The sequence below is a fragment of the Streptomyces gilvosporeus genome (genome assembly GCF_002082195.1).
GTDB classification, from domain to species: domain Bacteria; phylum Actinomycetota; class Actinomycetes; order Streptomycetales; family Streptomycetaceae; genus Streptomyces; species Streptomyces gilvosporeus.
Genome location: NZ_CP020569.1, coordinates 1,765,001 through 1,791,518, shown reverse-complemented (window position 1 = coordinate 1,791,518; position 26,518 = coordinate 1,765,001). Strand labels below are relative to the sequence as shown.

The window sequence follows — 26,518 nt, the reverse complement described above, 5'->3', positions numbered from 1 at the left end:
GGTCGTCAGAGGGTGATCACCGAGCGCAGTCCTTCGCCGCGCCGCATCGCGGCGAAGGCCCGCTCCAGGTCGTCGAGGCCCATGGTGGCGGTCACGAAACGGTCCAGGTCGAGTTTGCCGCTCAGATAGAGGTCGATCAGGACCGGGAAGTCCCGGCTGGGCAGGCAGTCGCCGTACCAGGAGGACTTCAGGGCGCCGCCGCGCGAGAAGAGGTCGATCAGCGGCAGCTCGATCGTGGTCGCGGGGTCGGGCACCCCGACCTGGACGAGGGTTCCGGCGAGATCGCGCAGGTAGAAGCCCTGCCGGTAGGTCTCCGGGCGGCCCACGGCATCGATGACGACATCGGCGCCATGGCCGCCGGTCAGACTGCGGACCGCCTCGATGGGGTCCGTACCACGGGAGTTGACGGTGTCGGTGGCGCCGAACCGCTCGGCGGCGTCCAGTCTGCCGTCGTCGACGTCGATGGCGATGACCCGGCGCGCGCCCGCCCGCGAGGCCCCCGCGATGGCGGCGTTGCCGACGCCGCCGCAGCCGATGACGGCGACGGTGTCCCCGCTGCCGACGGCCCCGGTGTGCACAGCGGCGCCGTAGCCGGCCATCACCCCGCAGCCGATGAGTCCGGCCGCCTCGGGCCGCGCCGCGGGGTCGACCTTCACCGCCTGCCCGGCCGCGACCAGCGTCTTCTCGGCGAAGGCGCCGATGCCCAGGGCCGCGGTGAGTGCGGTGCCGTCCGGGAGGGTCATCGCCTGGGCGGCATTGCGGGAGTCGAAGCAGTACCAGGGCCGGCCGCGGCGGCAGGACCGGCACAAGCCGCAGGGCGCCCGCCAGGCGAGCACGACATAGTCACCGGGGGCGGGATCGGTCACGCCGGGGCCGACGGCCTCCACCACGCCCGCGGCCTCATGCCCGAGCAGATAGGGGAAGTCGTCGCCGATCGCGCCCTCGCGGTAGTGCAGATCGGTGTGGCACACGCCGCAGGCCTGGACGGCGACCAGCGCCTCCCCCGGACCCGGGTCCGGTACCAGGACGGTGCGGATCTCGGTGGGCGCGCCCTTGGCGACGGCGACGGCGGCGCGGACTTCCTGCGGCATGGTGCACTCCTCACGCGGCGCCGGACGGCACAGTGTCGGCGCGGCACGGCGTGGCTCCAAAGTTGCCCATGGCGCGCTGGGTTGCGCCATGAGAGACATGCTGGAAGTCCGTCAGGGATCCGTCAAGGGGCGGTTCGCCGCTGCCCGCACGGCTTCGGGGCGCGGCCCGGCCGGGCCGCGCCGCTCAATCCGCGTACCCCATCCGTCGGGAGAGTTCGGCCGCCGCCCGCGCGGACCGCTCCGCCAGCTCCGGCAGCCGGGCGCGCTCCATGCGGTACGCCGGCCCCGAGACGCCGATCGCCCCGATCACCCCGCCGTCGTGCGCCCGTACCGGCGCCGCCACCGCGTTCAGCCCGACCTCCAACTCCTCCACGGAGCAGGCGAATCCGTCCTCGAACGCGGCCGTCAGCTGCGCCCGCAGCCCGGCCGCGGTGGTCAGGGTGTGCGCGGTGAACCGGGCGGGCTTGCGGCCGATCAGCGCCTCGCGGCGGTCCCGCGGCAGATGGGCCAGCAGCACCTTGCCGCTGGCGGTGGCGTGCAACGGGGTACGGCGGCCCAGCCAGTTGTAGGCGGTCACCGCGGCGGCGCCGCGCGCCTGCATGATGTTGACCGCGGCATCGCCGTCCAGCACCGCGATATTGGCGGTCTCGCCCGTGTCCTGGGCCAGCGCCCGGCACACCGGCTGCCCCTCCTGCGAGATGTCCAGCCGGATCGCCGCCGCGCCCGCCAGCCGCAGCACCCCGGCGCCCAGGAAGTACTTCCCGCGCTCCTTCTCCTGCCCCACCAGCCCGCGGCTCTCCAGCACCCCCAGGATCCGGAACGCGGTCGACTTGTGGACGCCCAGCTCCTCGGACATCTCCGTCACCCCGGCCTCGCCCAGCCGGGCCAGCGTCTCCAGCACGCTCACCGCCCGGTCCACGGACTGGACCGACCCCGCCGCGCCGCGCCTCTCCTCGGGGCTCTCGCCCGCCGTCCCGCTCGTCCCTGCCCTGTTCGCCATGGATCTGCGCGTCCCGCCCGCCGGTCACCGCGGGGCGCCTGCCGGGGCCGCCGGCCGGATGTCCGAAAGGCCCTTGACGGCCCGCTCCCCGCCTTGGATTCTGTTGCGCATCGCGCTCAGCGATGCGTCATTCACAACGCCATGATACCGATCAGCGCGAGGGGGGCCAGATGATTCCCGTCTGCCGCATCGAGGACCTGCCCGAGGGTGAGTCCGTACGGATCGAGATCGACGACACCACACCTGCCATCGCCGTCTTCCACACCGAGAGCGGCCTCTACGCCGTCGACGACACCTGCAGCCACCAGGACGCCTCGCTCTCCGAGGGCTGGGCCGAGGGCTGCTTCGTCGAATGCCCGCTGCATGCGGCGCTGTTCGACCTGCGCACCGGAGCGCCGACCTGTCCGCCCGCCCGCCGGCCCGTGCGCACCCACGAGGTCGGCGTCGTGGACGGAATGATCCATGTGCGGCCCGCCGTACGGGAGGACGCGCTGGCCTGAAACCCGCTGCTCAGGCGGCGGCGCGGTCGATCCGTGCGGAATCCTCCCGCGGTTCCCGCGCCGCCGCCCGGCGCGCCCGCCGCCGCTCGCGGCGCAGCTCCCGTGCCGTACTGCTCGGCTGTGACTGCACCCCGTGGCGCTGCTCCCACACCTGGCGGGTCACCCACACATCCAGCACCCCCCAGGTCGCTACCACGGTGCTGGCGACCGTGCCGAGCACCGCCGGGAACGCAAGCCAGGAACCCGCCAGTGTGCACAGGAACGCCACCATGGCCTGAATCAGCGTGATCGCGACGATGATGACGGCGCGCACCGCGGCCGTGCGCATCGGATCGGGCATCCGGCGCCGGGGCCGGGGCTCCTCCGCCCACAACGGGTGTCTGCCGGTGTCCATGAAAGCGTCACACTCCCCGTACTCTCCCCGCCTGTCCGACTCTTCGGTGGCTGCCCGGGTTTCGCCGGGTACATGCCGCCAGGGTCGCACCCCGTCCCCGTATATCGTCACGCACCGTCCCGGCGAGCCGTTCCCGGGGGTAGGGGAAATCCGGCCATCCGCCCGGATCGCCGGTCACTGCCCGTGCGGTGGCGAAGACCCCTGGTCACGGGCCGGTTGGCGGCAGATCGGCGGACCGCTCGCGACGACCCGGCCGTGCCCCGTCGCCCCAACGCCCGGACAGGCCTTCGGATTGGTCACTCGTCAGTAGTAGGCTCACGCCGTTTGTTGACGGAACACCGCCCCCGCGCGCCGGGGTTGACGTAGGGGAGGCCATGCGCTTTCGCGGGAAGTCCATCCGCCGGAAGATCGTGGCGTTGCTGCTCGTACCGCTGGTGTCCCTGACGGCCATGTGGACGTTCGCGACGTATCTCACCGGACGCGAGGCCAACCAGCTGCTCGAAGTCGCCAACGTCATGCAGCGGGTCGGTTATCCGGCCGAGGGCGTCGTCCAGGCCCTCCAGCGCGAGCGCCGCCAGAGTCTGCTGTATCTGGCGGACCGGCGCGGCGCCGACGCCCTGCCCCGCCTGCGGCAGGAGGAGCGGGCCACCGACCGGGCCGTCGTCCGCCTCAAGGGCAATGCCCACGACCCCGAGGTCCTCGACGAAATCCACGGTGCGGTCGCCGGCCGGGCGCAGTCCGTCGTCAAGAGCCTGGCGGGCCTGTCCGACCTGCGCAAACAGGTCGAGGACAACACCGTCAGCAGCGACGAGGCCCTGGAGGCGTACGACTCCATGGTCGACCCCACCTATGACTTCCTCGCCTCCCTCAACTCCCTGGACAGCGTGGAGCTGGACGAACAGGCCCGCGCGCTGGTGCAGATCACCCGCGCCCGCGAGGCGTTCTCCCGGGAGGACGCGCTGATGTCCGCGGCGCTCTCCTCCGGCAGCATGACCCGGCACGATCTGCGGATGTTCGCCGACCGCATCGCCGAACGCCGCATCCTCTACGGCACCAACCTCACCCTCCTGCCCTTCAGGGACCGCGGGATCTACGAGGACTACTGGCGCTCGGCCCGGGCCCGCGAGGTGACCTCGTACGAGGAAGCGGCCCTCGCGGCGGGCGCCCGGCGGGCCCCGCAGGCCGTCAACGCCGAACGCTGGAACGCCGCCGCGGACAAGGTGCTCGACGACCTCACCCGGATGGGCAAGGACGCCGGCGACCGCTACCAGCGGCGGGTCGAGCCGTATGCGACCCGGGTCGTCCTCAAGGCCGCCGTCGCCGGTGTCCTCGGCTTCGTCGCGCTGCTGGTCTCCGTCATCGTCTCGCTGCGCATCGGCAGCCGGCACGTCAAGGACCTCACCCGGCTGCGCAAGGCCGCGCACGAGGTCTCCGGGGTGCGGCTGCCGAGCGTGATGCGCCGGCTGGCGGCCGGGGAACAGGTCGATGTGGAGACCGAGGCACCTCGGCTGGAATTCGGCCCGGACGAGACGGGCCAGGTCGGCCAGGCGCTCAACACCCTCCAGCGGGCCGCCGTCGAAGCGGCCGTCAAACAGGCCGATATGCGCCGCGGCGTCTCCGAGGTGTTCGTCAATCTCGCCCGCCGCAGCCAGGTCCTGCTGCACCGCCAGCTGACTCTGCTGGACGCCATGGAGCGGCGCACCGAGGACACCGACGAACTCGCCGACCTCTTCCGCCTCGACCACCTCACCACCCGCATGCGGCGGCACGCCGAGGGCCTGGTCATCCTCTCCGGCGCCGCCCCCGCCCGGCAGTGGCGCAAACCCATCCAGCTGATGGACGTGGTCCGCGCGGCGGTCGCCGAGGTCGAGGACTATGAGCGGATCGAGGTACGCCGCCTGCCGCGGCTCGCGGTTGACGGCCCCGCCGTCTCCGACCTCACCCACCTGATCGCCGAACTCCTGGAGAACGCCACCGTCTTCTCCCCGCCGCACACCGCCGTCCAGGTCCTGGGCGACCGGGTCTCCAACGGCTTCACCCTCGAAATCCACGACCGCGGCCTGGGCATGGCCCCCGACGTCCTGCTGGACTGCAATCTCCGGCTCGCCGAGACCGCCGAGTTCGAGCTGTCCGACACCGACCGGCTCGGGCTCTTCGTGGTCAGCCGGCTCGCCCGGCGCCACGGGGTGCGGGTCGGCCTCCAGACCTCGCCGTACGGCGGCACCACCGCGGTGGTCTTCATCCCCGGCGCGATCCTGACCGAGGCCTCCGAGGGCGGCCGCGAGGACACCGGAGCCCTGGGCCCGGCGGACGGCGGCGGCAACGAACTGGAGCACGCCGCGGGCAAGTTGGCCGCGCTCTCCCAGGGCGCGAAGGCGCTCCCGAAGGGCCGTACCCCGCGGGTCGTCGACGGCCCGGTCGAACTGGAGGCGCCGCTCGGCCTGGACGAGCTCGGCCCCCTGGACGACGACCCGGACAGCGTCTTCCGGGGGCGGGAACGCGGGCGGGAGCGCGACGGGGGAAGGGACCGCGAGCACGATCGCGACCGCCGCGGCCCGGCCGCCCGGCCGACCGGGCCGACCGCCTCCCCGGCCGCCCCGCCCGGTATCGCGGCGGTCCCGGACGGCGAACAGCACCAGCAGACCCGCGACCAGGCCCCCGGCGGCCTCACCCCGCTGCCCCGCCGCCGCAAGCCGCCGGTACTGGTCTCCGACCACGGCCGGACGGTGGACGGCGCGTCGGCGCACGGAGGCGACACGCACGGGGACGACGCGCACGCCGACGACACCCGCGGGGGCGAGACCCACCAGAGCCGGACCCGCGGGAGCGAGGCGCGCGGCGGTGAGAAGCGTCCCGGACCCGACGGGGAGGCGACCGCGGGGGACACCCCCGGCGCGCCCGACGCCCCCGCCAGGCCGGCGCCGGGCGGGCTGCCCCGCCGGGTACGCCAGGCCAGCCTCGCCCCGCAGCTCAAGCAGGCCCCCGAGCCGCAGGACGCGCCGCACCCGGCCGAGGAGCCCGACGACGACCGCGACGCCGAGGCCGTACGGGCCCGGATGGCCTCGCTCCAGCGCGGCTGGCAGCGCGGCCGCCGCGACGCCGAGGACCTCACGGCCGATGCCGCACCCGCGGACCGGCCGGGAGCCGGCGCCCCGGCCGGCGACGAGAACGCCCACCGCACCCGGACCGGCCGCGACCCCGCAGCGCGGGACGGCGACGACGGTGGCGGCACAGCAGCAGGAAACACAACGGGAGGGGACGGTCCATGACCGTATCGAAGGCAGCAGCGTCCATCGCGTCGGCGTTGGGGGGCGCGGGGAACGGCGCCGGCGAACTGAACTGGCTCCTGGACGAGTTGGTCGAGCGGGTCGGCTCGATCCGCAAGGCATTGATCCTCTCCAGCGACGGGCTGGCCACGGGGGCCTCCAAGGACCTCACCCGCGAGGACGGCGAACATCTGGCCGCGGTCGCCTCCGGCTTCCACAGCCTGGCCAAGGGCGTGGGCCGGCATTTCGACGCGGGCCGGGTGCGCCAGACGCTGGTCGAGCTGGACGATGCGTTCCTGTTCGTCAGCGCGGCCGGCGACGGCAGCTGCCTGGCCGTCCTGGCCGATGCCGACTCCGACGTGGGGCTGATCGCCTACGAGATGACGCTGCTGGTCAAGCGCGTCGGTACGCATCTGGGCACCGCGCGCCGGTCGGGTCCGGCGCGCTGAGCGGGACGGCGACGACGGAAGGCAACGGAACACGACGGACAACGACGGTGACGCCATGAGCGAGCGCAGCGAGCTCATCAGAGGCAGGTGCGCGCCTCGCGCATGCGGGGCCGAGCGTAGCGAGGTCTCGGCATGAGTGATCAGGAGGGCCGTGCCGTACCGGAGCGGGGCGCGGCCCGTTGGTTCGACGACGAAGCGGGTCCGGTCGTCCGCCCGTACGCGATGACCCGTGGGCGCACCCGTACGACCGCCGAGGGGCGGCTGGATCTGATCGCGCAGGTGATCGCCGAGAGCCGCGCCGAGCAGGCGGTGGCCGACCAGCTGCTGTCCCCCGAGCATGTCGAGATCGTGGAGCTGTGCCGCCGGGCGCCGCTCTCGGTCGCCGAGCTGGCGGCCGGACTCGACCTTCCGGTGGGCGTGGTGCGGGTCCTCATCGGCGATCTGCTGGACGCGGAGCTGGTGCACGTCAGCCGCCCCGTCCCGCCCGCCGAACTGCCGGACGAGCGGGTGCTGCGCGAGGTGATCGACGGACTGCGGGCGCTGTGAGGCGGGGGTCACGGGGCGGGCTCGTTGAGCAATGCTCAACACGGGTCTACGGTATCTGTTGATCACCTGTCAGTACGAGCGCTGCGCCGATCACGCCACGAGCGCCGACCGCAGCACAAGGAGAGCGCCGTCATGGACACGGAAACGACACCGGCCCCCTTCGAACGCCTGGAGCTCCGGGTCGGCCCGCACACCTACGACGCCCTGGCGGCCGGACCGGCCGACGGCGATCTCGTCCTGCTGCTGCACGGCTGGCCCGAGTTCGCCGACTCCTGGAGCGCGGTGCTGCCCGCCCTGGGCGCGGCCGGCTACCGCGCCGTCGCCGTCGACCAGCGCGGCTACTCCCCGGGCGCCCGCCCCTCGGGGATCGCCGACTACGCCGTGCCCGAACTCGTCGCCGACGCCCTCGCCTTCGCCGACTCCCAGGGCGCGGACCGCTTCCACCTCGTCTCGCACGACTGGGGCGGCATGGTCGCCTGGGCGCTGGCCGGCGCCCACCCCGAGCGGCTCAGGTCGCTGTCCGTCCTGGCCACCCCGCACCCCGAGGCCCTCAACCGCGCCGCCGCCGACGACCCCGAACAGCACCACCGCCTCGACTACGTCCGCTTCTTCCGCAGCGACGACCACGCCGCGGAGGCGGCCCTGCTGGCCGACGACGCCGCCCGGCTGCGCGCCGCGTACGGGGGCAAGGTCCCGGCACACCTCGTCGAGGACAACGTCCGCCGGCTCGCCGAGCCGGGCGCGCTGACCGCCACCCTCAACTGGTACCGGGCGCCCGCCTCGGTGATCTCCGTCCCCGCGGGCCGGATCGCCGTGCCCACCCTCTTCCTGTGGGGCAGCGAGGACGTCGCCCTGGGGCGCGTCGCGGCCGAATCCACCGGCGAGTGGGTGGACGGCCCGTACACCTTCGAGGAGCTGGCGGGCGCCAGCCACTGGCTGCCCGAAGAGGTCCCCGGTCTGGTCACGCCGAAGATCCTCGATCACCTGGAGACGTACGCCTGACGGGCGGCCGGGCCGGGCCGCACCGCGACCGTTCAGGCCCGGCCGGTCCCCGTACACTGCGGGCATGTCCGGCAAGCGGATCACCCGTCTCACCCCCGAGCAGCGCAGGGAACAGCTGGTCGGCATCGGTCTGGAGATGCTCGCCGAGCGCTCCCTGGACGAGCTGTCCACCGACGAGGTCGCCCGCCGGGCCGGTATCTCCCGCGGACTGCTCTTCCACTACTTCGACTCCAAACGCGACTTCTTCCGCGCCGTCGTCCGCGCGGAGTGCGACCGCTTCACGGCCGCCACCGCACCGGACCCCGCGCTGGCACCCGTCCCCTGGATACGGGCGTTCATCGCCGGCTTCGTCAGCTACGTCATGACGCACCGTCAGGTCTATCTGGCCCTGGTCCGGGGCGCCGCGGGCAGCCATCCCGCGGTGACCGACATCCTGGACGAGACCCGCGAAACGCTCGCCCGCCGGGTGCGCGAGGGCCGGCGGCGGCTGGGCATGCCGGACGCGCCCCGACTGGAACCGGCCACCCGGGCCTGGATGGCCTTCGCCGAGGAGGCCGTCATCAGCTGGCCGACGGGGGAGGCGGGCGGCGGTGAAAAGTCCGGGGACGACGGCCGTGACGAGCTGTGCGCCTTCGTGGAGTCCAGCTTCGTCCGTTTCCTGGGCATGCTCGACCGGCCCGCGGCGCTCGCCCCGCGCTGACTCCCGGTCGGCGGCCCGCGGCTGACACCCTGTCCGGAAGGTGACGCATCTCAAGTGGGCGCCACGCGGCCTACGTTGTACCGTTCCCCTGCGGCCGCCACCGGTGTGCCGTACCGCTTCCGGGCAGGCCGGACATGCACCGGTTCCGGCCCGCACACACGGCAATTCAGGAGACGAATTCCATGGCCTTCGGGCGTGCTGAGCGCCACTGCCGGTCCGCGGCCGTCGACCCGATGACGCTCAAGATCCTGGTCGCGGGCGGCTTCGGCGTCGGCAAGACCACCCTGGTGGGCGCCGTCAGCGAGATCAAACCGCTGCGCACCGAGGAGCGGCTGACCGAGGCGGGTCGGCCCATCGACGACCTGGCGGGGGTGGAGAGCAAGACCACCACCACGGTCGCCATGGACTTCGGCCGGATCACCCTCAACGAGGAACTGGTCCTCTACCTCTTCGGCACCCCCGGCCAGGACCGGTTCTGGTTCCTGTGGGACGAGCTGGCACGCGGCGCCCTGGGCGCGGTGGTGCTGGCCGACACCCGCCGCCTGACGGACTGCTTCGGCGCCATCGACTACTTCGAGCGGCGCTCGCTGCCCTTCACGGTCGCCGTCAACTGCTTCGACGGCGCCGAGCGCTACCCCGTCGAGGCCGTCCGCGACGCCCTGGACCTGGACACCGAGGTCCCGGTGGTGCTGTGCGACGCACGGCAGAAGGGATCGGCGCGGGATGTGCTGATCTCCGTCGTCGAGCACGCCATGCGGCTAGGCCCCCGGAGCCGGGAGCCCGCGCTTCCCTGACAGGGCGCGGAAGTGCGGCCCGTACCCCGCCGTCCGGGGTGCGGGCCGCACGTCTGCCCCGAGCTGTCTACGACTGCGTACCGTCGGGCAGCCACCCGAAGCTGCGCTCCACGGCCTTGCGCCAGTTGCCGTACTCCCGCTCCCGGGTCTGCCCGTCCATCCGCGGGGACCACTCGGCGTCCTGTTTCCAGTGGGCCGTCAGCTCGTCCAGGTCCTGCCATACGCCGGTCGCCAGCCCCGCCGCGTACGCCGCGCCCAGACACGTCGTCTCCGAGACCACCGGGCGGATCACCGGCACGTCCAGGACGTCCGCCTGATGCTGCATCAGCAGGCCGTTGGCGGTCATTCCGCCGTCCACTTTGAGCCGGGTGATCCGTACGCCCGAGTCCTGGTACATGGCGTCCACGACCTCGCGGGTCTGCCAGCTGGTCGCCTCCAGAACGGCGCGCGCCAGATGCGCCTTGGTGACGAAACCGGTGAGCCCGGTGATCACCCCGCGGGCGTCGGAGCGCCAGTACGGCGCGAACAGGCCCGAGAACGCCGGGACGACATAGGCGCCGCCGTTGTCCGGGACGCTCGCCGCCAGCGGTTCGATCTCGGCCGCCGACGCGATGATGCCGAGCTGGTCGCGCAGCCACTGCACCAGCGCGCCGGTGATCGCGATGGAGCCCTCCAGGCAGTAGACCGGCGCCTCGCCGCCGAGCTGATAGCCCATCGTCGTCAGCAGCCCGTTCTTCGACGCCACCGGGCGACCACCGGTGTTGAGCAGCAGGAACGAGCCGGTGCCGTAGGTGTTCTTGGCCTCGCCGACGCCGTAACAGGTCTGCCCGAACACCGCCGCCTGCTGGTCGCCCAGCGCGGACGCCACCGGCACGCCGTGCAGCTGTCCCACGGCCGTCCCGTACACCTCGGCCGACGACCGGATCTGCGGCAGCATCGCCTCCGGGATCCCCATGGCCGACAGGATCGCCGGGTCCCACTGGAGGGTGCTCAGGTTCATCAGCATGGTGCGGCCGGCGTTGGTGACGTCCGTGACGTGCACCCCGCCGTCGACGCCGCCGGTGAGGTTCCAGATCAGCCAGGAGTCGATGGTGCCGAACGCGATCTCACCGCGTTCGGCGCGCCCGCGCAGCCCCGGTATCGCGTCCAGCAGCCAGGCCGCCTTGGGCCCGGAGAAGTAGCTGGCCAGCGGCAGTCCGGTGGCCTCCCGGAAGCGGTCCTGGCCGTCCGTGCCGCCCAGCTCGGTGCACAGGGCGGCGGTACGGGTGTCCTGCCAGACGAGGGCGTGGTGCACCGGCCGGCCGGTGGTCCGGTCCCACAGGACCGTGGTCTCGCGCTGGTTGGTGATGCCCAGCGCGCTCAGCTGGTCCGCGCGTAGCCCCGCCTTGGTCAGCGCGCCCGCGACCACGGCCTGCACCTTGTTCCAGATCTCGGTGGCGTCGTGCTCCACCCAGCCCGGCTGCGGAAAGATCTGCCGGTGTTCGCGCTGGTCGACGGCGACGATCGCCCCGTCGTGGTTGAAGATGATGCAGCGGCTCGATGTGGTGCCCTGGTCGATCGCGGCGACGTACTTCTCGCTCTTCTCGCTGTGTGCCGTCATACCGTCACGCCTCCTGGGGTCCTGGTCTGGGTGTGGGCAGGGCCGTGGGTCAGAACGCGGCGTGGTACACAAGGCCCGAGAGCACCGCGCCGATCAGCGGACCGGCCACCGGGATCCAGGCGTAACTCCAGTCGGACGAGCCCTTGTTGGGGATCGGCAGCAACGCGTGCGCGATCCGCGGGCCCAGGTCGCGGGCGGGGTTGATGGCATAGCCGGTGGGACCGCCGAGCGAGAGCCCGATGCCGACGACCAGCAGCGCGACCAGCAGCACATTGATCCCGGAGCCGTAGACACCGGCCCGGGCGCCGGGTATCTGGCCGACGCCGATGCCCTTGTTCTGGCCGAAGAACAGCAGCGGCAGCACCAGGCCGACGGTGGCGATGATCTCGGACACCAGGTTGGCGGCCGGATTGCGGATCTCCGGGCCCGTGGCGAAGATCCCCACCGTCGGCTGGGCCTTGTCCCGCTCGGAGTTGGCGGCGAACTGCGCGTAGTACAGCGCCCAGGCCAGTACGGCTCCGAGCAGCGCGCCGACCATCTGCGCCAGGACGTACAGCGGCACCTTCGACCACGCCGTGCCGCCGGCGACCGCCGAGCCGACCGTGACCGCGGGGTTGAGATGTCCGCCGGACAGCGGTGCGGCGGTATAGGCCCCCGCCAGTACGCCCAGACCCCAGCCGAACGCGATCACCACCCAGCCGGCGGATCTCGCTTTCGAGTAGTGCAGGGTGACGGCGGCACACACCCCCGCACCGAACAGGATCAGGATCGCCGTGCCGATCACTTCACCGACGAAGATGTCCCCATTGGAATACATGGCGGCTCCTTGGCCCTCGCCCGGGGCGACCCCCGGTCCGGTCCTCCGTGCAGGCACGGGAAGTGTTCACCCCGGGTGAAGGGGCGTCAAGGCCGCCCACAGGAGCGGGAATTGGGCGGTCAGCCGGGTACGCGGAGGGGCCCGGGGGCGGGCCGGGCGGCGCGCTGTAACGGTGTTACAGACGGCTCCGTACGCCCTCCGTCCCGGCCGTGCCCGCGCTGGTCGGGCCGCAGGGGGCGACCGGTCCCCGCACCCGTCCCACGGCCCCGCGCCGGACCTCCGTACGCTGCGAGCCCGGCCGGCCGACCACCCAGCTCGCCCCGGGCAGCGCCTTGGCGGCCTTCTTCAACGGCGCGAGCGCGGCCGCCGCCTCGCCGTGGTCACGGACGCTGCCCGGCGGGCAGTCCACCGTCGCCAGCGACAGCGTCACCGGCCGCCCGCCCGCCGACCACGGCACGTCCAGCACCGCCTCGGCGAACGGCCCCGGACCCTCGGAACCGGCCAGCACCAGGAAGTCGTCGCCGCCGATGTGCCCCACCCGGGCGGTCGGCTCGCGCGCCGCCACCTCCGCCAGCGCCCGCCCCACCGAGCGGATCAGCTCATCGCCCGCGGCAAACCCGGCGCCGTCGTTGACCTGCTTGAAACCGTCCACGTCCAGCCAGCTCAGCGCGAACGCCCGGCCCTCGGCGATCCGCCGGTCCACCTCGCCGTTGACCGCATCCGAACCGGGCAGCCGGGTCAGCGGATTGAGCCGCGCCGCCTCCTCCACCCGGCTCTCGGCCAGCGCCCGCAGGATGTCGGCGAGATGCACCACCCCCATGCACCGGCCCCGCTCGTCGACCACCGCCACATCGTCGCCCGTCCGGTCGCGCTCCCCGTCGGCGATCACATCCAGCACCTCCCAGGCGGTGGCGCCGGCCCCCACCGTCCGCGGCCGGTCCGCCAGCCGTAGCGCCGGACGGTCGGCGTACAGCGCATGTCCGTAGCGCCCGGAGAGCGACAGCAGGAACCGGTCGCGGTCGATCGCCCGCACCGGCACCCCGTCGGTATCCACCAGCAGCACTCCCGACACCGCCGGAAACCCGGTGAGATGGCTGCGCACCGCGTCCGCGGAAGCGGACATCGGCAGCAGCGCGGCGGGCTGGAGGAACTGGGTGACGGGCGGCCCCGACGGCAGGCCCCCGGGCACCGGGCCGCGCGTCGCCGGCGGGCGTTCGGGCGGCAGATACACCTCGGCGGACGCGCGCCGGGCGGGCGGCGCGAAGAGATGGCCCTGCGCCAACTGCACCCCCGCCTCCCGCGCCGCCGCATACTGCCGCTCGGTCTCCACGCCCTCGATCGCCAGCAGCCCGCCCGTCTGCTCGCACAGCTGCCGCATCGCGGTCACCGCGGCCCGCCGCCCCCGGTCGTCGGCGAGCCCGGTGCACAGCGACCGGTCGAGTTTGACGAGGTCCGGCACGAGCTCGCCGAGCAGCCGCAGCGGCAGATCGCCGTCCCCGACCCCGTCCGCGCAGATCCGGTAGCCCTCGTCGCGCAGACCCCGCACCGCCTCCAGGAGCGAGCGGTGCGGGACATGGGTGAACGGCCCCCCGACGTCCAGCGTGATCTCCCAGGGCCGACGCCCCACGTCCCGTACGGCCTTGCCCAGGGACGTCAGCGACGGCAGTTCGGCGACCGTCGCGGCGAAGACGTTCACATGCAGGGGCAGCATCGTCTCCTGGCGCGCCGCGGCCCGTACGGCCAGCGCCGCCAGCTCGGCGTCCAGATCGGGGCAGCGGTGCGCGGAGCCCAGGACATCCATCTCGCCGTCCTCGGGGCGGGCGAGTATCTCCAGTGCGGCGACTGAGCCGGTCGCGAGGTTCACGACGGGTTGAAAAGCGAAGCGAAGCTGGTCCGTCCAGGCAGGCACGGCGCCAGCATGCCGCCCTCGGGGCCCAACGGCGCCTGGTTCACCGACTGTTCATGGGCCGCACGTTTTTGTCTGCCCGTCCGCTGCGCTTTGCCTGGGCCCCACGTTTTTGTCTGCGGCGCCGCGGTGTGTTCTCGCCGTTGCGCCTGCGGCGGGCGTTGCCGCTGGCGCGGGGCTGTTCGGCAGCGGCACCGGCCCTACACGGCTTCGCCGCTACGGTCCGGTACCTCCCCGTTGGGGGTGGAGAAAGACGGTGGGGGTGGACCACCGGCCTTTCACCCCCCCACCGTCGGGAGGGGCCGCGCCGGAGGACGAAGTCCGCAGGGGCGGCACCGCGGCCGACAAACAACCCCCGCCCGCCGCAGGCGCAACGGTGAGAAAGCCAAAACGTCGGCCCAGGCAAAGCGCAGCGGACGGGTGGTACATTGTTCTCACTTCGAGAAAGACTCGAAGTGAGAACAACATGGGAGAGCGAGGCGGTCATGGGCGCGCAGCGGGGGAGAGGTGACGGCGGCGACGCCGCCTTCCTGGCGGCGTACGACCCGCGTGACTTCCCGGCCATCGCCGTGACCGTGGACATCGTCGTGCTGACGCTGCGTCAGGGACGGCTGCACATCCTGCTCGTGGAGCGTGGCGGTCGGCCGTTCCAGGGCGCCTGGGCGCTGCCCGGCGGCTTCGTCCGGGCCGGGCGGGAGTCGCTCGATGCGGCGGCGGCCCGCGAACTGGCCGAGGAGACCGGGCTGGACGCCACCCAGCTGGGGCGGGTGCACCTGGAGCAGCTGGGCTCGTACGGCGATCCCGGCCGCGATCCGCGGATGCCCGTCGTCACCGTCGCCTACCTGGCCTTCGCGCCCGACCTCCCCGAGGCGCGGGGCGGCAGCGATGCCTCGGCGGCGGCCTGGATCCCGGTCGACGGGCTGCGGCTCGGGGGCGGGGAGCGGGACACGGGTCCGGCGGGGGGCTTCGCACAGGGCGTCGAACGGGGCTTCGCTGTGGGCGATACTCCCGATCCCGCCGAACCGGACGCGGCCGGCCCGCGTCCCCCAGAGCAGGGTCCGGGGCACGGGATCGACGGGGGTGATTCCGTGCCCCGGCCCGACGACCCGCACCCGGCGCCCGGCAGCGGGGCCCTCCCGCTCGCCTTCGACCATGCGCGGATCGTCGCCGACGGCCTCGACCGGGCCCGCGCCAAACTCGAATACACCCCGCTGGCAACGGCGTTCCTCGGCGAGGAATTCACCATCGTCGAACTGCGCGGCGTCTACGAGGCGATCTGGGGCAGCCCGCTGCACGCCGGGAACTTCCACCGCAAGGTGCTCTCGGTCCCCGGGTTCGTCGAGTCCACCGGGTCGACCGCCGCCCGCGGGGGAGCCCGCGGCGGCCCCCGTGCCCGCCTCTACCGCGCGGGCGACGCCCGGCTCCTGCACCCGGCGCTGCTGCGGCCCGACCGCGAGGACAGCGTCCGATGAGCGGGATACCGAGGGGTGGGATACCGGGGGAGGGGGACCGGCAGGCCGGGGAGCGACCGGTTGCCGCTGCTCCCGGCACCCGTCCGGCCGCCCGTGCCGCCCTCGCCGCCGCCCGTACGCCCGCCGACCTCTTCCCCGCCGACGACGCCGCGGCCGTCCGTCTGCACCGCCGACTCGCCCGCCTGCTGCACCCGGACACCGTCCCTGAGCCCGAACGCGCCGGTGCCGAGGCCGAGTTCGCCCGACTCGAAACCCTCTGGCGGCGCCGCACGGCCACCACACTCACCACCCGCCACCGCACCTACACCCTCGGGCCGGTCGTGTCCTCCGGCGACCTCGCCGTCCTCCGCGCGGCGTCGTACGACCACGACGGCACCCGGCACCGCGCCCTGCTGAAGATCCCGCGGGCGGTCACCGACAACGACCTGATGGAACGTGAGGCGCGGGCCCTGAACCGACTGGCCCGGCGCGGGGCGGCACGCCACCGCGTCTATGCGCCCCGCCTCATGGAATCCTTCCGTCATCGCGACCCGGACAGCGGTGTCGAGCGTCGCGTCAACTGCCTTGCCAGGATGGAGGGTTGGTACAGCCTCGCGGAGGTGCGGGCCGCCCACACCGACGGGCTCGACCCGCGCGACGCCGCCTGGATGTGGCGCCGCCTGCTGGTCGCCCTCGGCTGGGCGCACCGCACCGGCCTGGTGCACGGCGCCGTCCTGCCCGACCACGTCCTCATCCACCCCGAACGGCACGGCCTCGTCCTCGTCGACTGGTGCTACAGCACCGCCCTCGGCGACCGCGTCCCCGCGCTCGTCGAACGCCACCGCGACAGCTATCCGCCCGAGGTCACCGGCCGCCGCCCGGCGACCGAGGCCACCGACATCCATCTGGCGTCCCGCACCCTGGCCGCCCTGATGGGCGACCGCACCCCACCGTCGATGCGCGCCTTCCTGCGCGGCTGCACCCTCCCCGCCGAGGCCCGCCGCCCGCACGACGCCTGGCGGCTGCTGGCCGAGCTCGACGAACTCCTCGACCGCCTCTACGGGCCGCGCACCTTCCGCCCGTTCACCATGCCGGCAGCGGCCCCGGGGCCGTAACCCGCCGGCACTCAGCACACCTACCTGCCATCCACACTCACCAACCGGGGGAATCACCATGGGCAGCGGAAACTGGTCCACCACCGTCTACGGCGCCGCGGAAGACTACCGCGCCGCCTCCGGCACCAGCGCCTTCGACTACAGCGACCGCCTCACCGCCTCGGCACCGCGCCACACCTGGGCCGCGCACCCCTCGCTCGACCCCAAGGGCCTCACCGTCCGCGAGAGCCGCGACTCCGACGAACACCCCACCTCCCTGGCCCTCTCCGTCGTCTTCGACGTGACCGGATCCATGCGCACCGTCCCGCGCGTCCTCCAGACCAAACTGCCCGAGCTGTTCGGCCTGCTGCTGCGCAAGGGGTACACCGAGCATCCGCAGATCCTCTTCGGCGCGGTCGGCGACGCCACCTGCGACCGGGTCCCGCTCCAGCTCGGCCAGTTCGAATCCGACAACCGCATGGACGACGACCTCGGCAACATCCTCCTGGAGGGCGGCGGAGGAGGTCAGCTCACCGAGTCCTACGAGCTCGCGCTCTACGCCATGGCCCGCCACACCAGCATCGACTGCCACGAACGCCGCGGCCGCCGCGGCTATCTCTTCCTGATCGGCGACGAGATGCCCTACGGCAAGGTCAAGGCCCGTGAGGTACGCGAGGTCTTCGGCGACGAGATCGGCGAGGACATCCCGACCGCCGCCATCCTGGCCGAGGTCCAACGCACGTTCGACGTCTACTTCATCGTCCCGGCCGGCGCCGCCCACGTCGGCAACGCCGACGTCCTGGGCACCTGGCGCAAGCTGCTCGGCCAGAACGTCATCGAACTGGACGACCTCGGCGCCGTCTGCGAGACCATCGCGCTGACCGTCGGCCTCGGCGAGGAGGCCATCGACCTCGCCTCCGGACTGGACGACCTGGCGGACATCGGCTCCGACGCGGGCGCCGCCGTCGGCAAGGCGCTGGCCACCCTGGGCCAGGGGAGCGGCACGGTGGCCCGGTCCTCCGCGCCCCTGCTCGACGATGTCCCCGGGGCGAGCGGCACCATCCGCCTGTAAGTGACCGTACGCGCCTGCCGCTTGTCGGGACCGCAACCGCCCATAGGACCGTTCATGCACACCATCGTGGTCGATCTCGGCTACGGCGACGCCGGCAAGGGCACCGTCGTCGACCGGCTCTGCGCCCGCCCGCCGGGCGCGGAGCCGGTCACGGCGGTGGTCCGCTTCAACGGCGGCGCCCAGGCCGCGCACAACGTCGTCACCGCCGACGGCCGCCATCACACCTTCGCCCAGTTCGGCTCCGGCACCTTCAGCGGGGTCGCCACCCATCTCTCCCGGCTGATGCTGGTCGACCCGCTGGCGCTCGCCGCCGAGGCCCGCCATCTGGCCGGGCTCGGCGTCCCGGCCCCGCTCGCCCTGCTCACCGTCGACCGTCGCGCCCTGCTCACCACCCCGTACCACGCCGCCGCCAACCAGGCCCGCGAACGCGCCCGCGGCACCGCCCGGCACGGCTCCTGCGGCATGGGCATCGGCGAAACCGCCGCCTACGCCCTGGCCCATCCCGCCGACGCCCCGACGGCGGGCGACGCCGCCTCCCGTACGGAACTGCGCCGCAAACTCACCCTGCTCCGCGACCGGCTCACCGATGAGCTCGGCCCGCTCGGCGCCCCGCCCGTCGATGCCTGCCTGGACGCCTTCGCCGCCTTCGCCGGACAGGTCACGCTGGTGGACGAGCGGTATCTGCCCCGGCTGCTGCGCCGCGGCCCCGTCGTCTTCGAAGGCGCCCAGGGCGTCCTGCTCGACGAGTGGTACGGCTTCCACCCGTACACCACCTGGTCGACCACCACCTTCGAGGGCGCGGAGACCCTCCTGGCGGAGGCGGACCGGCCGCACGGCGCCGCGCTCCGCCTGGGCGTCGTACGGACCTACACCACCCGGCACGGCCCCGGCCCCCTCGTCACCGAGGACCCCGCCCTCACCGCCTCCCTCCCCGAACCGCACAACGGGCACGGGCGCTGGCAGGGCGCCTTCCGGGCGGGGCACTTCGACGCGCCCGCGCACCGGTACGCGGTGGAGGTCTGCGGGGGAGTGGACGGGCTGGCCGTCACCCACCTCGACGCCCCGTCCCGCCACTCCGGCCTGGGCATCGTCCGCGGCTACCACACCGCCGACGGCGGCCCGATGTCCCGCATACCGGCCGCCGCCGACGCACCCGGCGACCTGGACCGCCAACAGCGGCTCACCGACGTCCTGTTGACGGCCCGTCCGGATGCCGCGCAGTCACCGGGCCGCGACCCGCACACCTGGACCGAGGCCCTCACCGAGGCCCTGTCCGCCCCGGTGCTCATGGAGTCGTACGGGCCGACGACGGCGGACAAGGTCTACGGGGGCGGCGGAAGCCGTGCGGCCGCCGAGCTCATTCCACCGGGAAGTCGAAATAGGTGTCCGGAAACGTCTCCGGCTGGAAGGTGAAGTGCCACCACTCCTCCGGGAGATTGACGAACCCGGCCCGCTCCAGCCCCTTCTTGAGCAGCAGCCGGTTCGCGCGCTGCTTCCCGTGTATTCGCGGATCGAGGGTGTGCGCCAGGGTGTCGAAGCAGTCGAAGCCGGTCCCCATATCAAGGGAATTGTCCGGGAAACGGTCGGCCTTCGGCCCATAGCACGGCGTCAGCGGCTCACCGGGCACATACGGGCGGGTGGGCACGGCCGGCAGCCGCACCAGCGTCACATCGAGGGTGCTGCCCCTGCTGTGACCGGACTTGGCGGCGATATAGCCGTCGTCGAACAGCCTCGTCTTGTCCACCCGCGGATAGAACTCCGCCTTCATCCGCTGGTCGCCGAGGTCCTTGGCCCACCGGACGAACTGGTCCACGGCGCGCTGCGGGCGGTAGCAGTCGTAGACCTTGAGGGAGAACCCGCGCCTCAGGAAGGAGCGCTGGGCACGATGCAGCGCCCGCGCCGCGTCCCGCGTCAGCAGGCAGGTCGGCCGGCGGTAGCCGTCCACCGGTACGCCCGTGAAATTGTGCGGGGTGAAGTACCGCATCTCCTGGAGGATGGTGGGGTCCACCTCCCGTAGCGCAACGAACGCCTTGGGTCTCGCCGACGGAAACGAGACCGGAGACGAGGCCGGGGACGCGGACGAAGGCGGGGACGGTGCGGTCCCCGCCGAAGCGCCCGAAGGTAAGACGGTGACGGTCAGCAGGGCGGCGGCAGCGACGGCGAGGCCGCGCAGCGCGGCGGCAAGTCTCAACATGACCCTGATCTACCAGCCGCGCAGCCCCCGGCGAAAGACCTGTGGATTCAGGCATCCACTCCGCGCACCCGCACCGGATACCCCACCGCACCCCCGTTCTGCCGCGCCACGACCACCGCGCCGTCCTCCAGCACCGAGGTGAACCGCTCCACCTCCGGGCGCCGCCAGCCGTCCCCGGCATCCGGCACCACCACGCCGCCGCCCCGCCGACCGGCCCCCGGAGCCCACACCTCCAGCTCCGTCGCCCCGTCCGCACCCGTCACCGGGAGCACCGCCCCGCCCCGCGCCAGAACCGGGATCCGCGACAGCGGCGCCTCCACCACCACCTGGCCGGGACCGTCGTACGCGCGCCCGGTGGCGGTGTCGTACCACCGGCCGCGCGGCAGCCGCACCGCCCGCCGCCTCACACCCTCCTCCAGCACCGGCGCCACCAGCAGCCCGTCCCCCAGGAGGAACGCATCCTCACAGTCCCGCAGTTCCCGGTCCCGCGGCGCGTTCCACCACACCGGCCGGACATAGGGCGCCCCCGTCAACCGAGCCAACTGCCCCAGCGTGTGGAAGTACGGCAGCAGCCGCTCCCGCTCGCTCAGCGCCGTCCGGGCGTGCTCCAGCACCTCGCTCCCGAACTCCCACGGCTCCCGCCGCCCGGCCGAGACCGCCGAATGGGTACGGAACAGCGGCAGATACGCGCCCAGTTGGAACCACCGCAGATACAGCTCCGGGGACGGCTCCCCGGAGAACCCGCCGATATCGGGGCCGCTGTAGGGCACCCCGCACAACCCCAGCCCCAGCACCAGCGACAGCGAGGCCCGCAGCCCCGGCCAGCCCGTGGCCACATCGCCCGACCAGGTGCCGCCGTAGCGTTGCAGGCCCGCCCAGCCCGACCGGGAGAACAGGAACGGCCGCTCCTCGGGCCGCAGTTCGCACAGCCCCTCGTATCCGGCCCGCGCCATCGCCAGCCCGTAGACGTTGTGCGCCTCCCGGTGGTCGCCACCGCGCCCCTCCACGGCGTGCCGCGCCGAACGGGGCAGCGTCGGATCCCCGAACACCGTGAAGGACACCGGCTCGTTCATGTCGTGCCAGAACCCCGAAAAGCCCTGCGCCAGACGCTCCGCGTACAGCCCGCCCCACCACTTGCGCACCCGCGCATCGGTGAAGTCCGGGTACACCGACTCGCCCGGCCACACCACCCCGCGCACCGTATGGCCCGAGGCGTCCCGTACGAAGGCGTCGGCCGCCGCCCCGCCCTCGTACACCGCATCCCCCGGCTGCGCCTTGACCGCCGGATCGACGATCGACACCAGCCGCACCCCGTCCGCGCGCAGCTCCCGCGCCAGCCCCGGCAGATCCGGGAACTGCTCCCGGTCAACGGTGAAGACCCGGTGGCCGTCGAAATGGTCGATGTCCAAGTGGACGGCCGACAGCGGCAGTTCGCGCTCCCGGTAGCCGGCCACCACCCGGCGCACCTCCTCCTGGCTGCCGAAGCCCCACCGGGCGTGCTGATACCGCAGCGCCCACCGGGGCGGCAGCGCGGGCGCGCCGGTCAGCGCCGTCCACCCCTGCAGCACCCGCGACGGGGCACCGAGCAGCACCCAGTAGCGCAGCGGCCCGCCGTCCATCCGCACCTCACAGGTCCCCGGCCGGTCGTGCCCGGAGCCCGCCCCCTCGGTGCCCTCGCGCAGCGTCACCCGGCCGTCCCACGAGTTGTCGTGGAAGATCAGATGCGTCCCTGCATCCGCCACCACCACCTGCACCGGCATGGTCAGCGACAGCGGATCGTCGCCGGGCCCGAAGGCGCCGCCCGGATCGGTGTTCCACAGCCGGTAGGTACCGTCCCGCAGCCGCGGCCCGCCCGCCCGGCCGCCCAGCCCGAAGACCCGCGCATCGGCCGCGACCTCCGAACGCTGCACCCACCGTGAGGCCCCGCCGCCCTCCGGTGGCGCGTCCCCCGGGCCCGTACGGTCCCACCAGCGCGGCGGCAGCTCCCTGCGCAGCGTCACACCCCCCGGGGTCCGCACCTCGACGGCACCGTGCCGGGACACCGCCACCAGCACCCGCTCCGAGACGACCCGCCAGCCGCCCTCCGTGTCCGGCTCCAGCACCGCCCTCGGGTCCGCCTCCGGACACGCCCCCGCCAGCGCATACGACGGCTCCGGCCCGGCGCCGTCCCAGCCGCAGAACACCGCGCCGCCGGCCGCCACCCGCACCCGCAGCGACGACCGCGCGAAGCGGATCAGCCCGCCGCCCGGCCGCGGCTCCGCACGCGTCGCCGTCCCCGGGACCCGCGCCCGCTCCGCCTCCTGCCGCCCGAACGCCCGCGCATCCGCTCTGCGCCGCCGCCACGCCGCACGCACCGACCGCAGCCCCTGTACCGGCCCGACCGTCCTGACCACCCGTACCGACCGCACCAGTTCCCGCCCATCCATGCAGGCCAGCCTGCCATCGACGCCCCGCCGTGCGGGCCCCGTTCAACTGCCGTTCACCTGCGCGGTTCCCGTTCGGCCATCTTCACGCTCACGGACCGGACGCCGATGGCCTGATACCACCGGCCGCCACGGTGGTCACCGCCCCCCGGCGGTGGCCGCCATCCCCGAATGTGCGGTCCGCCCTGGTGCACAAGTCGATCACATGGCAAGGTCCAGGCAAGCCGCGTCCCGCACGCCCCACCCTCAGGCCACCGGGGCCGTGCGCGACCGACGCACACGACGCGTATCGCCCGGGAGCCGCATCATGACCACCGCACCGCAGTCCGACGACCGGCCGGAACCGCAGCCACAGCCCCTCTGGCAGCCCGGCCCGGACCGCATCGCCGGCGCGCAGATCACCCGCTTCCACACCTGGGCGGCCCGGCACCACGGCGCGCCCGCGCCCACCCCTGGCGACCCCGCCGCGAGCTACGCCGACCTGCACCGCTGGTCCGTCGACGATCTCGCCGCCTTCTGGCGGGCCACCGCCGAATGGTTCGACGTCCGCTTCACCGCCGCCTACGACACCGTCCTCGCCGACCGAACGATGCCCGGCGCCCGATGGTTCCCCGGCGCCACCCTCAACTACGCCGAACACGCCCTGCGCGCCGCCGAGGACCCGGCCCGCGCCGACACCCCGGCGCTCCTGTACGTCGACGAGACCCACGAACCCACCCCCGTCACCTGGGCCGATCTGCGCGCCCAGGTCGCCGCGCTGGCCGCCGCACTGCGCCGCCTCGGCGTCCGCCCCGGCGACCGCGTCAGCGGCTACGTCCCCAACATCCCCCAGGCCGTCGTCGCCCTCCTGGCCAGCGCCGCGGTCGGCGCCGTATGGACCTCCTGCGCCCCCGACTTCGGCGCCCGCAGCGTCCTGGACCGCTTCCAGCAGATCGAACCGGTCGTCCTGTTCACCGTCGACGGCTACCGCTACGGCGGCAAGGAACACGACCGCCGGGACACCGTCACCGAACTCCGCGCCGAACTGCCGACCCTGCGCGCCGTCGTCCACATCCCCCTGCTCGGCACCCCCGCCCCCGAAGGCGCCCTGAACTGGTCGGACCTGACCACGGGAAGCACCGAACCGCCGGTCTACGAACAGGTCCCCTTCGACCACCCCCTCTGGGTCCTGTACTCCTCCGGCACCACCGGCCTGCCCAAGGCCCTCGTCCAGTCCCAGGGCGGCATCCTCCTCGAACACCTCAAGCAGACCGGCCTGCACTGCGACCTCGGCCCCGACGACCGCTTCTTCTGGTACACCTCCACCGGCTGGATGATGTGGAACTTCCTCGTCGCCGGCCTCCTGGTGGGCGCCACGATCGTGCTCTACGACGGCAGCCCCGGGCACCCCGACATCGCCGCCCAGTGGCGGGTCGCCGAGACCACCCGGGCCACCGTCTTCGGCACCTCCGCCGCCTACGTCATGGCCTGCCGCAAGGCCGGCATCCACCCCGCCCGCGACCTCGACCTCTCCGCCGTCACCTGCGTCGCCACCACCGGCTCCCCGCTCCCGCCCGACGGCTTCCGCTGGCTGCACGACGCCTTCGCGGAGAGCGGCGCCGACCTGTGGACCGCGTCCGTCAGCGGCGGCACCGACGTGTGCAGCTGCTTCGCCGGCGCCGTGCCCACCCTCCCCGTCCACATCGGCGAACTCCAGGCCCCCTGCCTGGGCACCGACCTCCAGGCGTGGGACCCCCAGGGCACGCCCGTCACCGAAGAGGTCGGCGAACTCGTCGTCACCCAGCCCATGCCGTCCATGCCGATCCGCTTCTGGAACGACCCCGACGGCAGCCGCTACCACGACAGCTACTTCGACATGTACCCCGGCGTCTGGCGGCACGGCGACTGGATCACCGTCACCTCCCGCGGCAGCGTCGTCATCCACGGCCGCTCCGACTCCACCCTCAACCGCCAGGGCGTCCGGATGGGCTCCGCCGACATCTACGAGGCCGTCGAACGCCTCCCCGAGATCCGTGAATCCCTGGTCATCGGCCTCGAACTCCCCGACGGCGGGTACTGGATGCCCCTGTTCGTCCACCTCGCCCCCGGCGCCACCCTCGACGACGCCCTGCGCGACCGCATCAAGCGCACCATCCGCGAAGAGCTCTCACCGCGCCACGTCCCCGACGACATCATCGAGGCCCCCGGCGTCCCCCACACCCTCACCGGGAAGCGCATCGAGGTCCCCGTCAAACGCCTCCTCCAGGGAACCCCGCTCGACAAGGCCGTCAACCCCGGCTCCGTCGACAACCTCGAACTCCTCCGCTTCTACGAGAAGGTGGCCCGCGACCGCGCGAAGTAGCCCGGCCGGCCGTGTCCGGCGCCCGGCCGCGGGGCGCCGGACGGCCATTGTCAGACCCCCCGCTTACTCTCAGTGACAAGTGATGTTCGACCAACGCACCTCACTGAGGGGGAACCATGACATCCACCACCCGCTACTCCGACCAGGCCGCCGCCCGCCGCACACTGCGCCGCGAACTCCCCACCACCGCCGCCGTCCTGGCCGACGAACGGGACTTCGCGGCCATGCGCCGCTACCGCACCTTCCCGTTCGACGACCACCGCAGCTACCTCCGGCAGATGGAGACCGTGCTGCGCACCCTCGCCGCTCAGGGAGTGCTCACGACCCTGAGCCTCTTCGACCCGGTCGCCTACGAGCAATACTGCGCCGACCACACCCTGGACCCGGACCGCTCCGACAGCCGCACCCGCTACACCGCCGAACTCGCCTGCACCGGACCGACCTTGCCCTACGAGGGCGAGCCCCTCACCCAACTCCTCCCGCTGCTCATCGAGGAAGCCGACCGCCGGGCGACCTGGAACCAGGCATCCTCCCTGCTGGCCCGCGCCGGCCACTGCGAGGACTGCGGCGCCGACCTCGGCCACACCGCCTTCGCCCGTGCCACCGAAGCCGTCCGACAACTCCTCGAAGCCCTTGGCAACGGCTCCCACCACCTCGTCTGCAGCATCCCCGCCGGGGACCCACCCCTCCTGGCGGTCCTGCACACCACCGCCGACGCAACGGAACGCCCCCGGCTCGCCGAAACCGAAACCCTCATCTTCTGCACGGTCCTCGCCGCGGGAATCGCCCTGCGCACCCCCGGAGGCATCGTCGCCCGCACCCTCACCGGCGATACGGCCGACACCACCGGCAGCGAGCCCACCACCCGCTCCATCGTCCGCGGCTGGAGCCTGCGCGACGGCTGGCCCAGCCCGCTCACCGAAGCCGAGGTCTTCGCCGCCTACTGCACCGACGCCGACACCGGCGAGCCCATTGCCCCCGAGCACGGCGTCGACTACGCCCCCGGCCTGCCCCTCGCACCCCCACCGGACGAACACCGCCACCGCTGACGGCCCACAGCCCCCGCCGACGGCAGATGGCCGCCCCGCCACAGGGGCGGGACGGCCATCGCGTCACTGCTGGCACCGCTTCCGGGCTACTCCCCGGACAGCACCGCCTGCGCAGCGGCCCGCGCATCATCGGCGGTGTCCGCGGCCCGCGCCGCGGCCGCCGCACGCTCACACTGCGCCAGCGTGTGCTTCGCCAGCGTCGCCCGCACATACGGAATCGACGCCGCACCCATCGAAAGGCTGGTGACACCGAGCCCCGTCAGCACACACGCCAACAGCGGATCGGAGGCCGCCTCACCGCAGACGCCACAGCTCTTGCCCTCGGCCTTCGCGGCCTCGGCCGAAGCCGCCACCAGATCCAGCAGCGCCGGCTGCCACGGATCCTGCAACCGCGACACCGCACCCACCTGACGGTCGGCCGCAAAGGTGTACTGCGCCAGGTCATTGGTCCCCAGCGAAAGGAACTCCACCTCTTGCAGAATCGACCGCGCCCGAAGAGCCGCGGACGGAATCTCCACCATCGCGCCGAACTTCGCCTGAAGTCCGGCCTCCCGGCACGCATCCGCGAACGCCCTGGCGTCGATCCGGTCCGCCACCATCGGGGCCATGACCTCGAGATACACCGGCAGCCCCTCGGCCGCCCTGGCCAGCGCGGCCAGCTGCGTGCGCAGCACATCCGGGTGGTCCAGCAGCGTCCGCAGCCCCCGCACACCCAGCGCCGGGTTCGGCTCATCGGCCGGCGTGAGGAAGTCCAGCGGCTTGTCCGCACCGGCATCCAGCACCCGCACGACCACCCGCCCCTCGGGGAAGGCCTCCAGCACCTTGCGGT

22 protein-coding genes (1 of these 22 only partly in view) are annotated in these 26,518 nt (G+C 73.2%); 13 read left to right on the top strand and 9 right to left on the bottom strand.

Annotated elements, in window-relative coordinates; translation table 11 throughout:
- Positions 1–5: 5 nt before the first annotated feature.
- Both B1H19_RS07840 and B1H19_RS07835 read right to left on the bottom strand, forming a co-directional pair.
- The gene (locus B1H19_RS07840; protein WP_083103898.1) at positions 6–1,091 is read right to left on the bottom strand and encodes an S-(hydroxymethyl)mycothiol dehydrogenase; all 1,086 of its coding nucleotides are present in this window, start codon (positions 1,089–1,091) and stop codon (positions 6–8) included.
- Positions 1,092–1,275: 184 nt separating this feature from the next.
- Positions 1,276–2,091: an IclR family transcriptional regulator gene (locus tag B1H19_RS07835; protein WP_083103897.1), complete on the bottom strand. Its 816-nt coding sequence runs from the start codon at positions 2,089–2,091 to the stop codon at positions 1,276–1,278.
- A 170-nt stretch (positions 2,092–2,261) separates the two neighbouring features.
- Between B1H19_RS07835 and B1H19_RS07830 the strand changes: the two genes are divergently transcribed.
- Positions 2,262–2,591 (top strand): bifunctional 3-phenylpropionate/cinnamic acid dioxygenase ferredoxin subunit, encoded by a 330-nt coding sequence (locus tag B1H19_RS07830; protein WP_083103896.1) that lies wholly within the window; start codon positions 2,262–2,264, stop codon positions 2,589–2,591.
- Between the two features lie 10 nt (positions 2,592–2,601).
- Here B1H19_RS07830 and B1H19_RS07825 read toward each other — a convergent pair whose 3' ends face one another.
- Complete coding sequence (locus tag B1H19_RS07825; protein ID WP_418361431.1) at positions 2,602–3,096, bottom strand: hypothetical protein; 495 nt, start codon at positions 3,094–3,096, stop codon at positions 2,602–2,604.
- A gap of 263 nt (positions 3,097–3,359) precedes the next feature.
- On the opposite strand from B1H19_RS07825, the gene B1H19_RS07820 reads away from it, so the two are divergent.
- The 6 genes from B1H19_RS07820 to B1H19_RS07795 all read left to right on the top strand — a co-directional run bounded on the left by B1H19_RS07820 (position 3,360) and on the right by B1H19_RS07795 (position 9,742).
- The gene (locus B1H19_RS07820) at positions 3,360–6,254 is read left to right on the top strand and encodes a sensor histidine kinase (protein ID WP_083103894.1); all 2,895 of its coding nucleotides are present in this window, start codon (positions 3,360–3,362) and stop codon (positions 6,252–6,254) included.
- Complete coding sequence (locus tag B1H19_RS07815) at positions 6,251–6,700, top strand: roadblock/LC7 domain-containing protein (RefSeq protein WP_083103893.1); 450 nt, start codon at positions 6,251–6,253, stop codon at positions 6,698–6,700. Before B1H19_RS07820 ends, B1H19_RS07815 begins: the two co-directional genes overlap by 4 nt.
- A 132-nt stretch (positions 6,701–6,832) precedes the next feature.
- Entirely contained in the window at positions 6,833–7,246 is a 414-nt protein-coding gene (locus B1H19_RS07810) for a DUF742 domain-containing protein (RefSeq protein ID WP_083103892.1), read from the top strand.
- Positions 7,247–7,378: 132 nt separating this feature from the next.
- Complete coding sequence (locus B1H19_RS07805) at positions 7,379–8,248, top strand: alpha/beta fold hydrolase (RefSeq protein ID WP_083103891.1); 870 nt, start codon at positions 7,379–7,381, stop codon at positions 8,246–8,248.
- 64 nt (positions 8,249–8,312) lie between these two features.
- Positions 8,313–8,948: a TetR/AcrR family transcriptional regulator gene (locus B1H19_RS07800; RefSeq protein ID WP_083103890.1), complete on the top strand. Its 636-nt coding sequence runs from the start codon at positions 8,313–8,315 to the stop codon at positions 8,946–8,948.
- A gap of 182 nt (positions 8,949–9,130) precedes the next feature.
- On the top strand, positions 9,131–9,742 hold the full coding sequence (locus B1H19_RS07795) for a GTP-binding protein (RefSeq protein ID WP_083103889.1): 612 nt from the start codon (positions 9,131–9,133) through the stop codon (positions 9,740–9,742).
- A gap of 67 nt (positions 9,743–9,809) precedes the next feature.
- Here the strand turns inward: B1H19_RS07795 and glpK are convergent, their stop codons facing one another.
- The 3 genes from glpK to B1H19_RS07780 form a co-directional block, all read right to left on the bottom strand.
- Positions 9,810–11,342, bottom strand: a complete 1,533-nt coding sequence (gene glpK / locus B1H19_RS07790; RefSeq protein ID WP_083103888.1) for a glycerol kinase GlpK — start codon at positions 11,340–11,342, stop codon at positions 9,810–9,812.
- Between the two features lie 49 nt (positions 11,343–11,391).
- A complete protein-coding gene (locus B1H19_RS07785) occupies positions 11,392–12,159 on the bottom strand; it encodes an MIP/aquaporin family protein (protein WP_083103887.1) in 768 nt (255 codons plus the stop codon).
- Positions 12,160–12,334: 175 nt separating this feature from the next.
- Positions 12,335–14,068 carry a GGDEF domain-containing protein gene (locus B1H19_RS07780; protein ID WP_083103886.1) on the bottom strand — a complete coding sequence of 578 codons (1,734 nt, stop codon included), beginning with the start codon at positions 14,066–14,068 and terminating at the stop codon, positions 12,335–12,337.
- A gap of 527 nt (positions 14,069–14,595) precedes the next feature.
- Here B1H19_RS07780 and B1H19_RS07775 point away from each other — a divergent pair.
- Genes B1H19_RS07775 through B1H19_RS07760 form a run of 4 tightly spaced genes read left to right on the top strand, consistent with a single transcriptional unit; the run spans position 14,596 to position 19,095 of the window.
- Positions 14,596–15,537, top strand: coding sequence for an NUDIX hydrolase (locus B1H19_RS07775; RefSeq protein ID WP_203237329.1), 942 nt, complete (start codon positions 14,596–14,598; stop codon positions 15,535–15,537).
- A complete protein-coding gene (locus B1H19_RS07770; RefSeq protein WP_083103884.1) occupies positions 15,534–16,631 on the top strand; it encodes a protein kinase family protein in 1,098 nt (365 codons plus the stop codon). The genes B1H19_RS07775 and B1H19_RS07770 overlap by 4 nt, the downstream gene beginning before the upstream one ends.
- A gap of 58 nt (positions 16,632–16,689) precedes the next feature.
- Complete coding sequence (locus tag B1H19_RS07765) at positions 16,690–17,682, top strand: hypothetical protein (protein ID WP_083103883.1); 993 nt, start codon at positions 16,690–16,692, stop codon at positions 17,680–17,682.
- 54 nt (positions 17,683–17,736) lie between these two features.
- Positions 17,737–19,095, top strand: a complete 1,359-nt coding sequence (locus tag B1H19_RS07760) for an adenylosuccinate synthetase (RefSeq protein WP_083103882.1) — start codon at positions 17,737–17,739, stop codon at positions 19,093–19,095.
- Here the strand turns inward: B1H19_RS07760 and B1H19_RS07755 are convergent.
- A complete protein-coding gene (locus B1H19_RS07755) occupies positions 19,040–19,876 on the bottom strand; it encodes a M15 family metallopeptidase (protein WP_083103881.1) in 837 nt (278 codons plus the stop codon). The genes B1H19_RS07760 and B1H19_RS07755 overlap by 56 nt on opposite strands.
- Before the next feature lie 47 nt (positions 19,877–19,923).
- Positions 19,924–22,302, bottom strand: coding sequence for a glycoside hydrolase family 31 protein (locus tag B1H19_RS07750; protein ID WP_083103880.1), 2,379 nt, complete (start codon positions 22,300–22,302; stop codon positions 19,924–19,926).
- Positions 22,303–22,606: 304 nt separating this feature from the next.
- Here B1H19_RS07750 and B1H19_RS07745 point away from each other — a divergent pair, with 304 nt between their 5' ends.
- Both B1H19_RS07745 and B1H19_RS07740 read left to right on the top strand, forming a co-directional pair.
- On the top strand, positions 22,607–24,640 hold the full coding sequence (locus tag B1H19_RS07745) for an acetoacetate--CoA ligase (RefSeq protein ID WP_083103879.1): 2,034 nt from the start codon (positions 22,607–22,609) through the stop codon (positions 24,638–24,640).
- Positions 24,641–24,756: 116 nt separating this feature from the next.
- Positions 24,757–25,689: a hypothetical protein gene (locus B1H19_RS07740; protein ID WP_083103878.1), complete on the top strand. Its 933-nt coding sequence runs from the start codon at positions 24,757–24,759 to the stop codon at positions 25,687–25,689.
- Positions 25,690–25,775: 86 nt separating this feature from the next.
- On the opposite strand, the gene ptsP is transcribed toward B1H19_RS07740, so the two are convergent.
- On the bottom strand, positions 25,776–26,518 hold the end of the coding sequence (gene ptsP, locus B1H19_RS07735; RefSeq protein ID WP_083103877.1) for a phosphoenolpyruvate--protein phosphotransferase. The gene runs 928 nt beyond the window's last position; the window shows 743 of its 1,671 coding nt (coding positions 929–1,671); its start codon lies off the right edge, out of view — the gene reads right to left on this strand; the stop codon is at positions 25,776–25,778.

Bases quoted from the DNA above. Each gene is read 5' to 3' on its own strand.
- B1H19_RS07785 (WP_083103887.1), bottom strand. From the start codon at position 12,159: ATGTATTCCAATGGGGACATCTTCGTCGGTGAAGTGATCGGCACGGCG.
- B1H19_RS07755 (WP_083103881.1), bottom strand. From the start codon at position 19,876: ATGTTGAGACTTGCCGCCGCGCTGCGCGGCCTCGCCGTCGCTGCCGCC.
- B1H19_RS07795 (WP_083103889.1), top strand. From the start codon at position 9,131: ATGGCCTTCGGGCGTGCTGAGCGCCACTGCCGGTCCGCGGCCGTCGAC.
- B1H19_RS07760 (WP_083103882.1), top strand. From the start codon at position 17,737: ATGCACACCATCGTGGTCGATCTCGGCTACGGCGACGCCGGCAAGGGC.
- B1H19_RS07835 (WP_083103897.1), bottom strand. From the start codon at position 2,091: ATGGCGAACAGGGCAGGGACGAGCGGGACGGCGGGCGAGAGCCCCGAG.
- B1H19_RS07815 (WP_083103893.1), top strand. From the start codon at position 6,251: ATGACCGTATCGAAGGCAGCAGCGTCCATCGCGTCGGCGTTGGGGGGC.
- glpK (WP_083103888.1), bottom strand. From the start codon at position 11,342: ATGACGGCACACAGCGAGAAGAGCGAGAAGTACGTCGCCGCGATCGAC.
- B1H19_RS07820 (WP_083103894.1), top strand. From the start codon at position 3,360: ATGCGCTTTCGCGGGAAGTCCATCCGCCGGAAGATCGTGGCGTTGCTG.
- B1H19_RS07740 (WP_083103878.1), top strand. From the start codon at position 24,757: ATGACATCCACCACCCGCTACTCCGACCAGGCCGCCGCCCGCCGCACA.
- B1H19_RS07840 (WP_083103898.1), bottom strand. From the start codon at position 1,091: ATGCCGCAGGAAGTCCGCGCCGCCGTCGCCGTCGCCAAGGGCGCGCCC.
- B1H19_RS07770 (WP_083103884.1), top strand. From the start codon at position 15,534: ATGAGCGGGATACCGAGGGGTGGGATACCGGGGGAGGGGGACCGGCAG.
- B1H19_RS07805 (WP_083103891.1), top strand. From the start codon at position 7,379: ATGGACACGGAAACGACACCGGCCCCCTTCGAACGCCTGGAGCTCCGG.
- B1H19_RS07800 (WP_083103890.1), top strand. From the start codon at position 8,313: ATGTCCGGCAAGCGGATCACCCGTCTCACCCCCGAGCAGCGCAGGGAA.
- B1H19_RS07750 (WP_083103880.1), bottom strand. From the start codon at position 22,302: ATGGATGGGCGGGAACTGGTGCGGTCGGTACGGGTGGTCAGGACGGTC.
- B1H19_RS07745 (WP_083103879.1), top strand. From the start codon at position 22,607: ATGACCACCGCACCGCAGTCCGACGACCGGCCGGAACCGCAGCCACAG.
- B1H19_RS07810 (WP_083103892.1), top strand. From the start codon at position 6,833: ATGAGTGATCAGGAGGGCCGTGCCGTACCGGAGCGGGGCGCGGCCCGT.
- B1H19_RS07765 (WP_083103883.1), top strand. From the start codon at position 16,690: ATGGGCAGCGGAAACTGGTCCACCACCGTCTACGGCGCCGCGGAAGAC.
- B1H19_RS07830 (WP_083103896.1), top strand. From the start codon at position 2,262: ATGATTCCCGTCTGCCGCATCGAGGACCTGCCCGAGGGTGAGTCCGTA.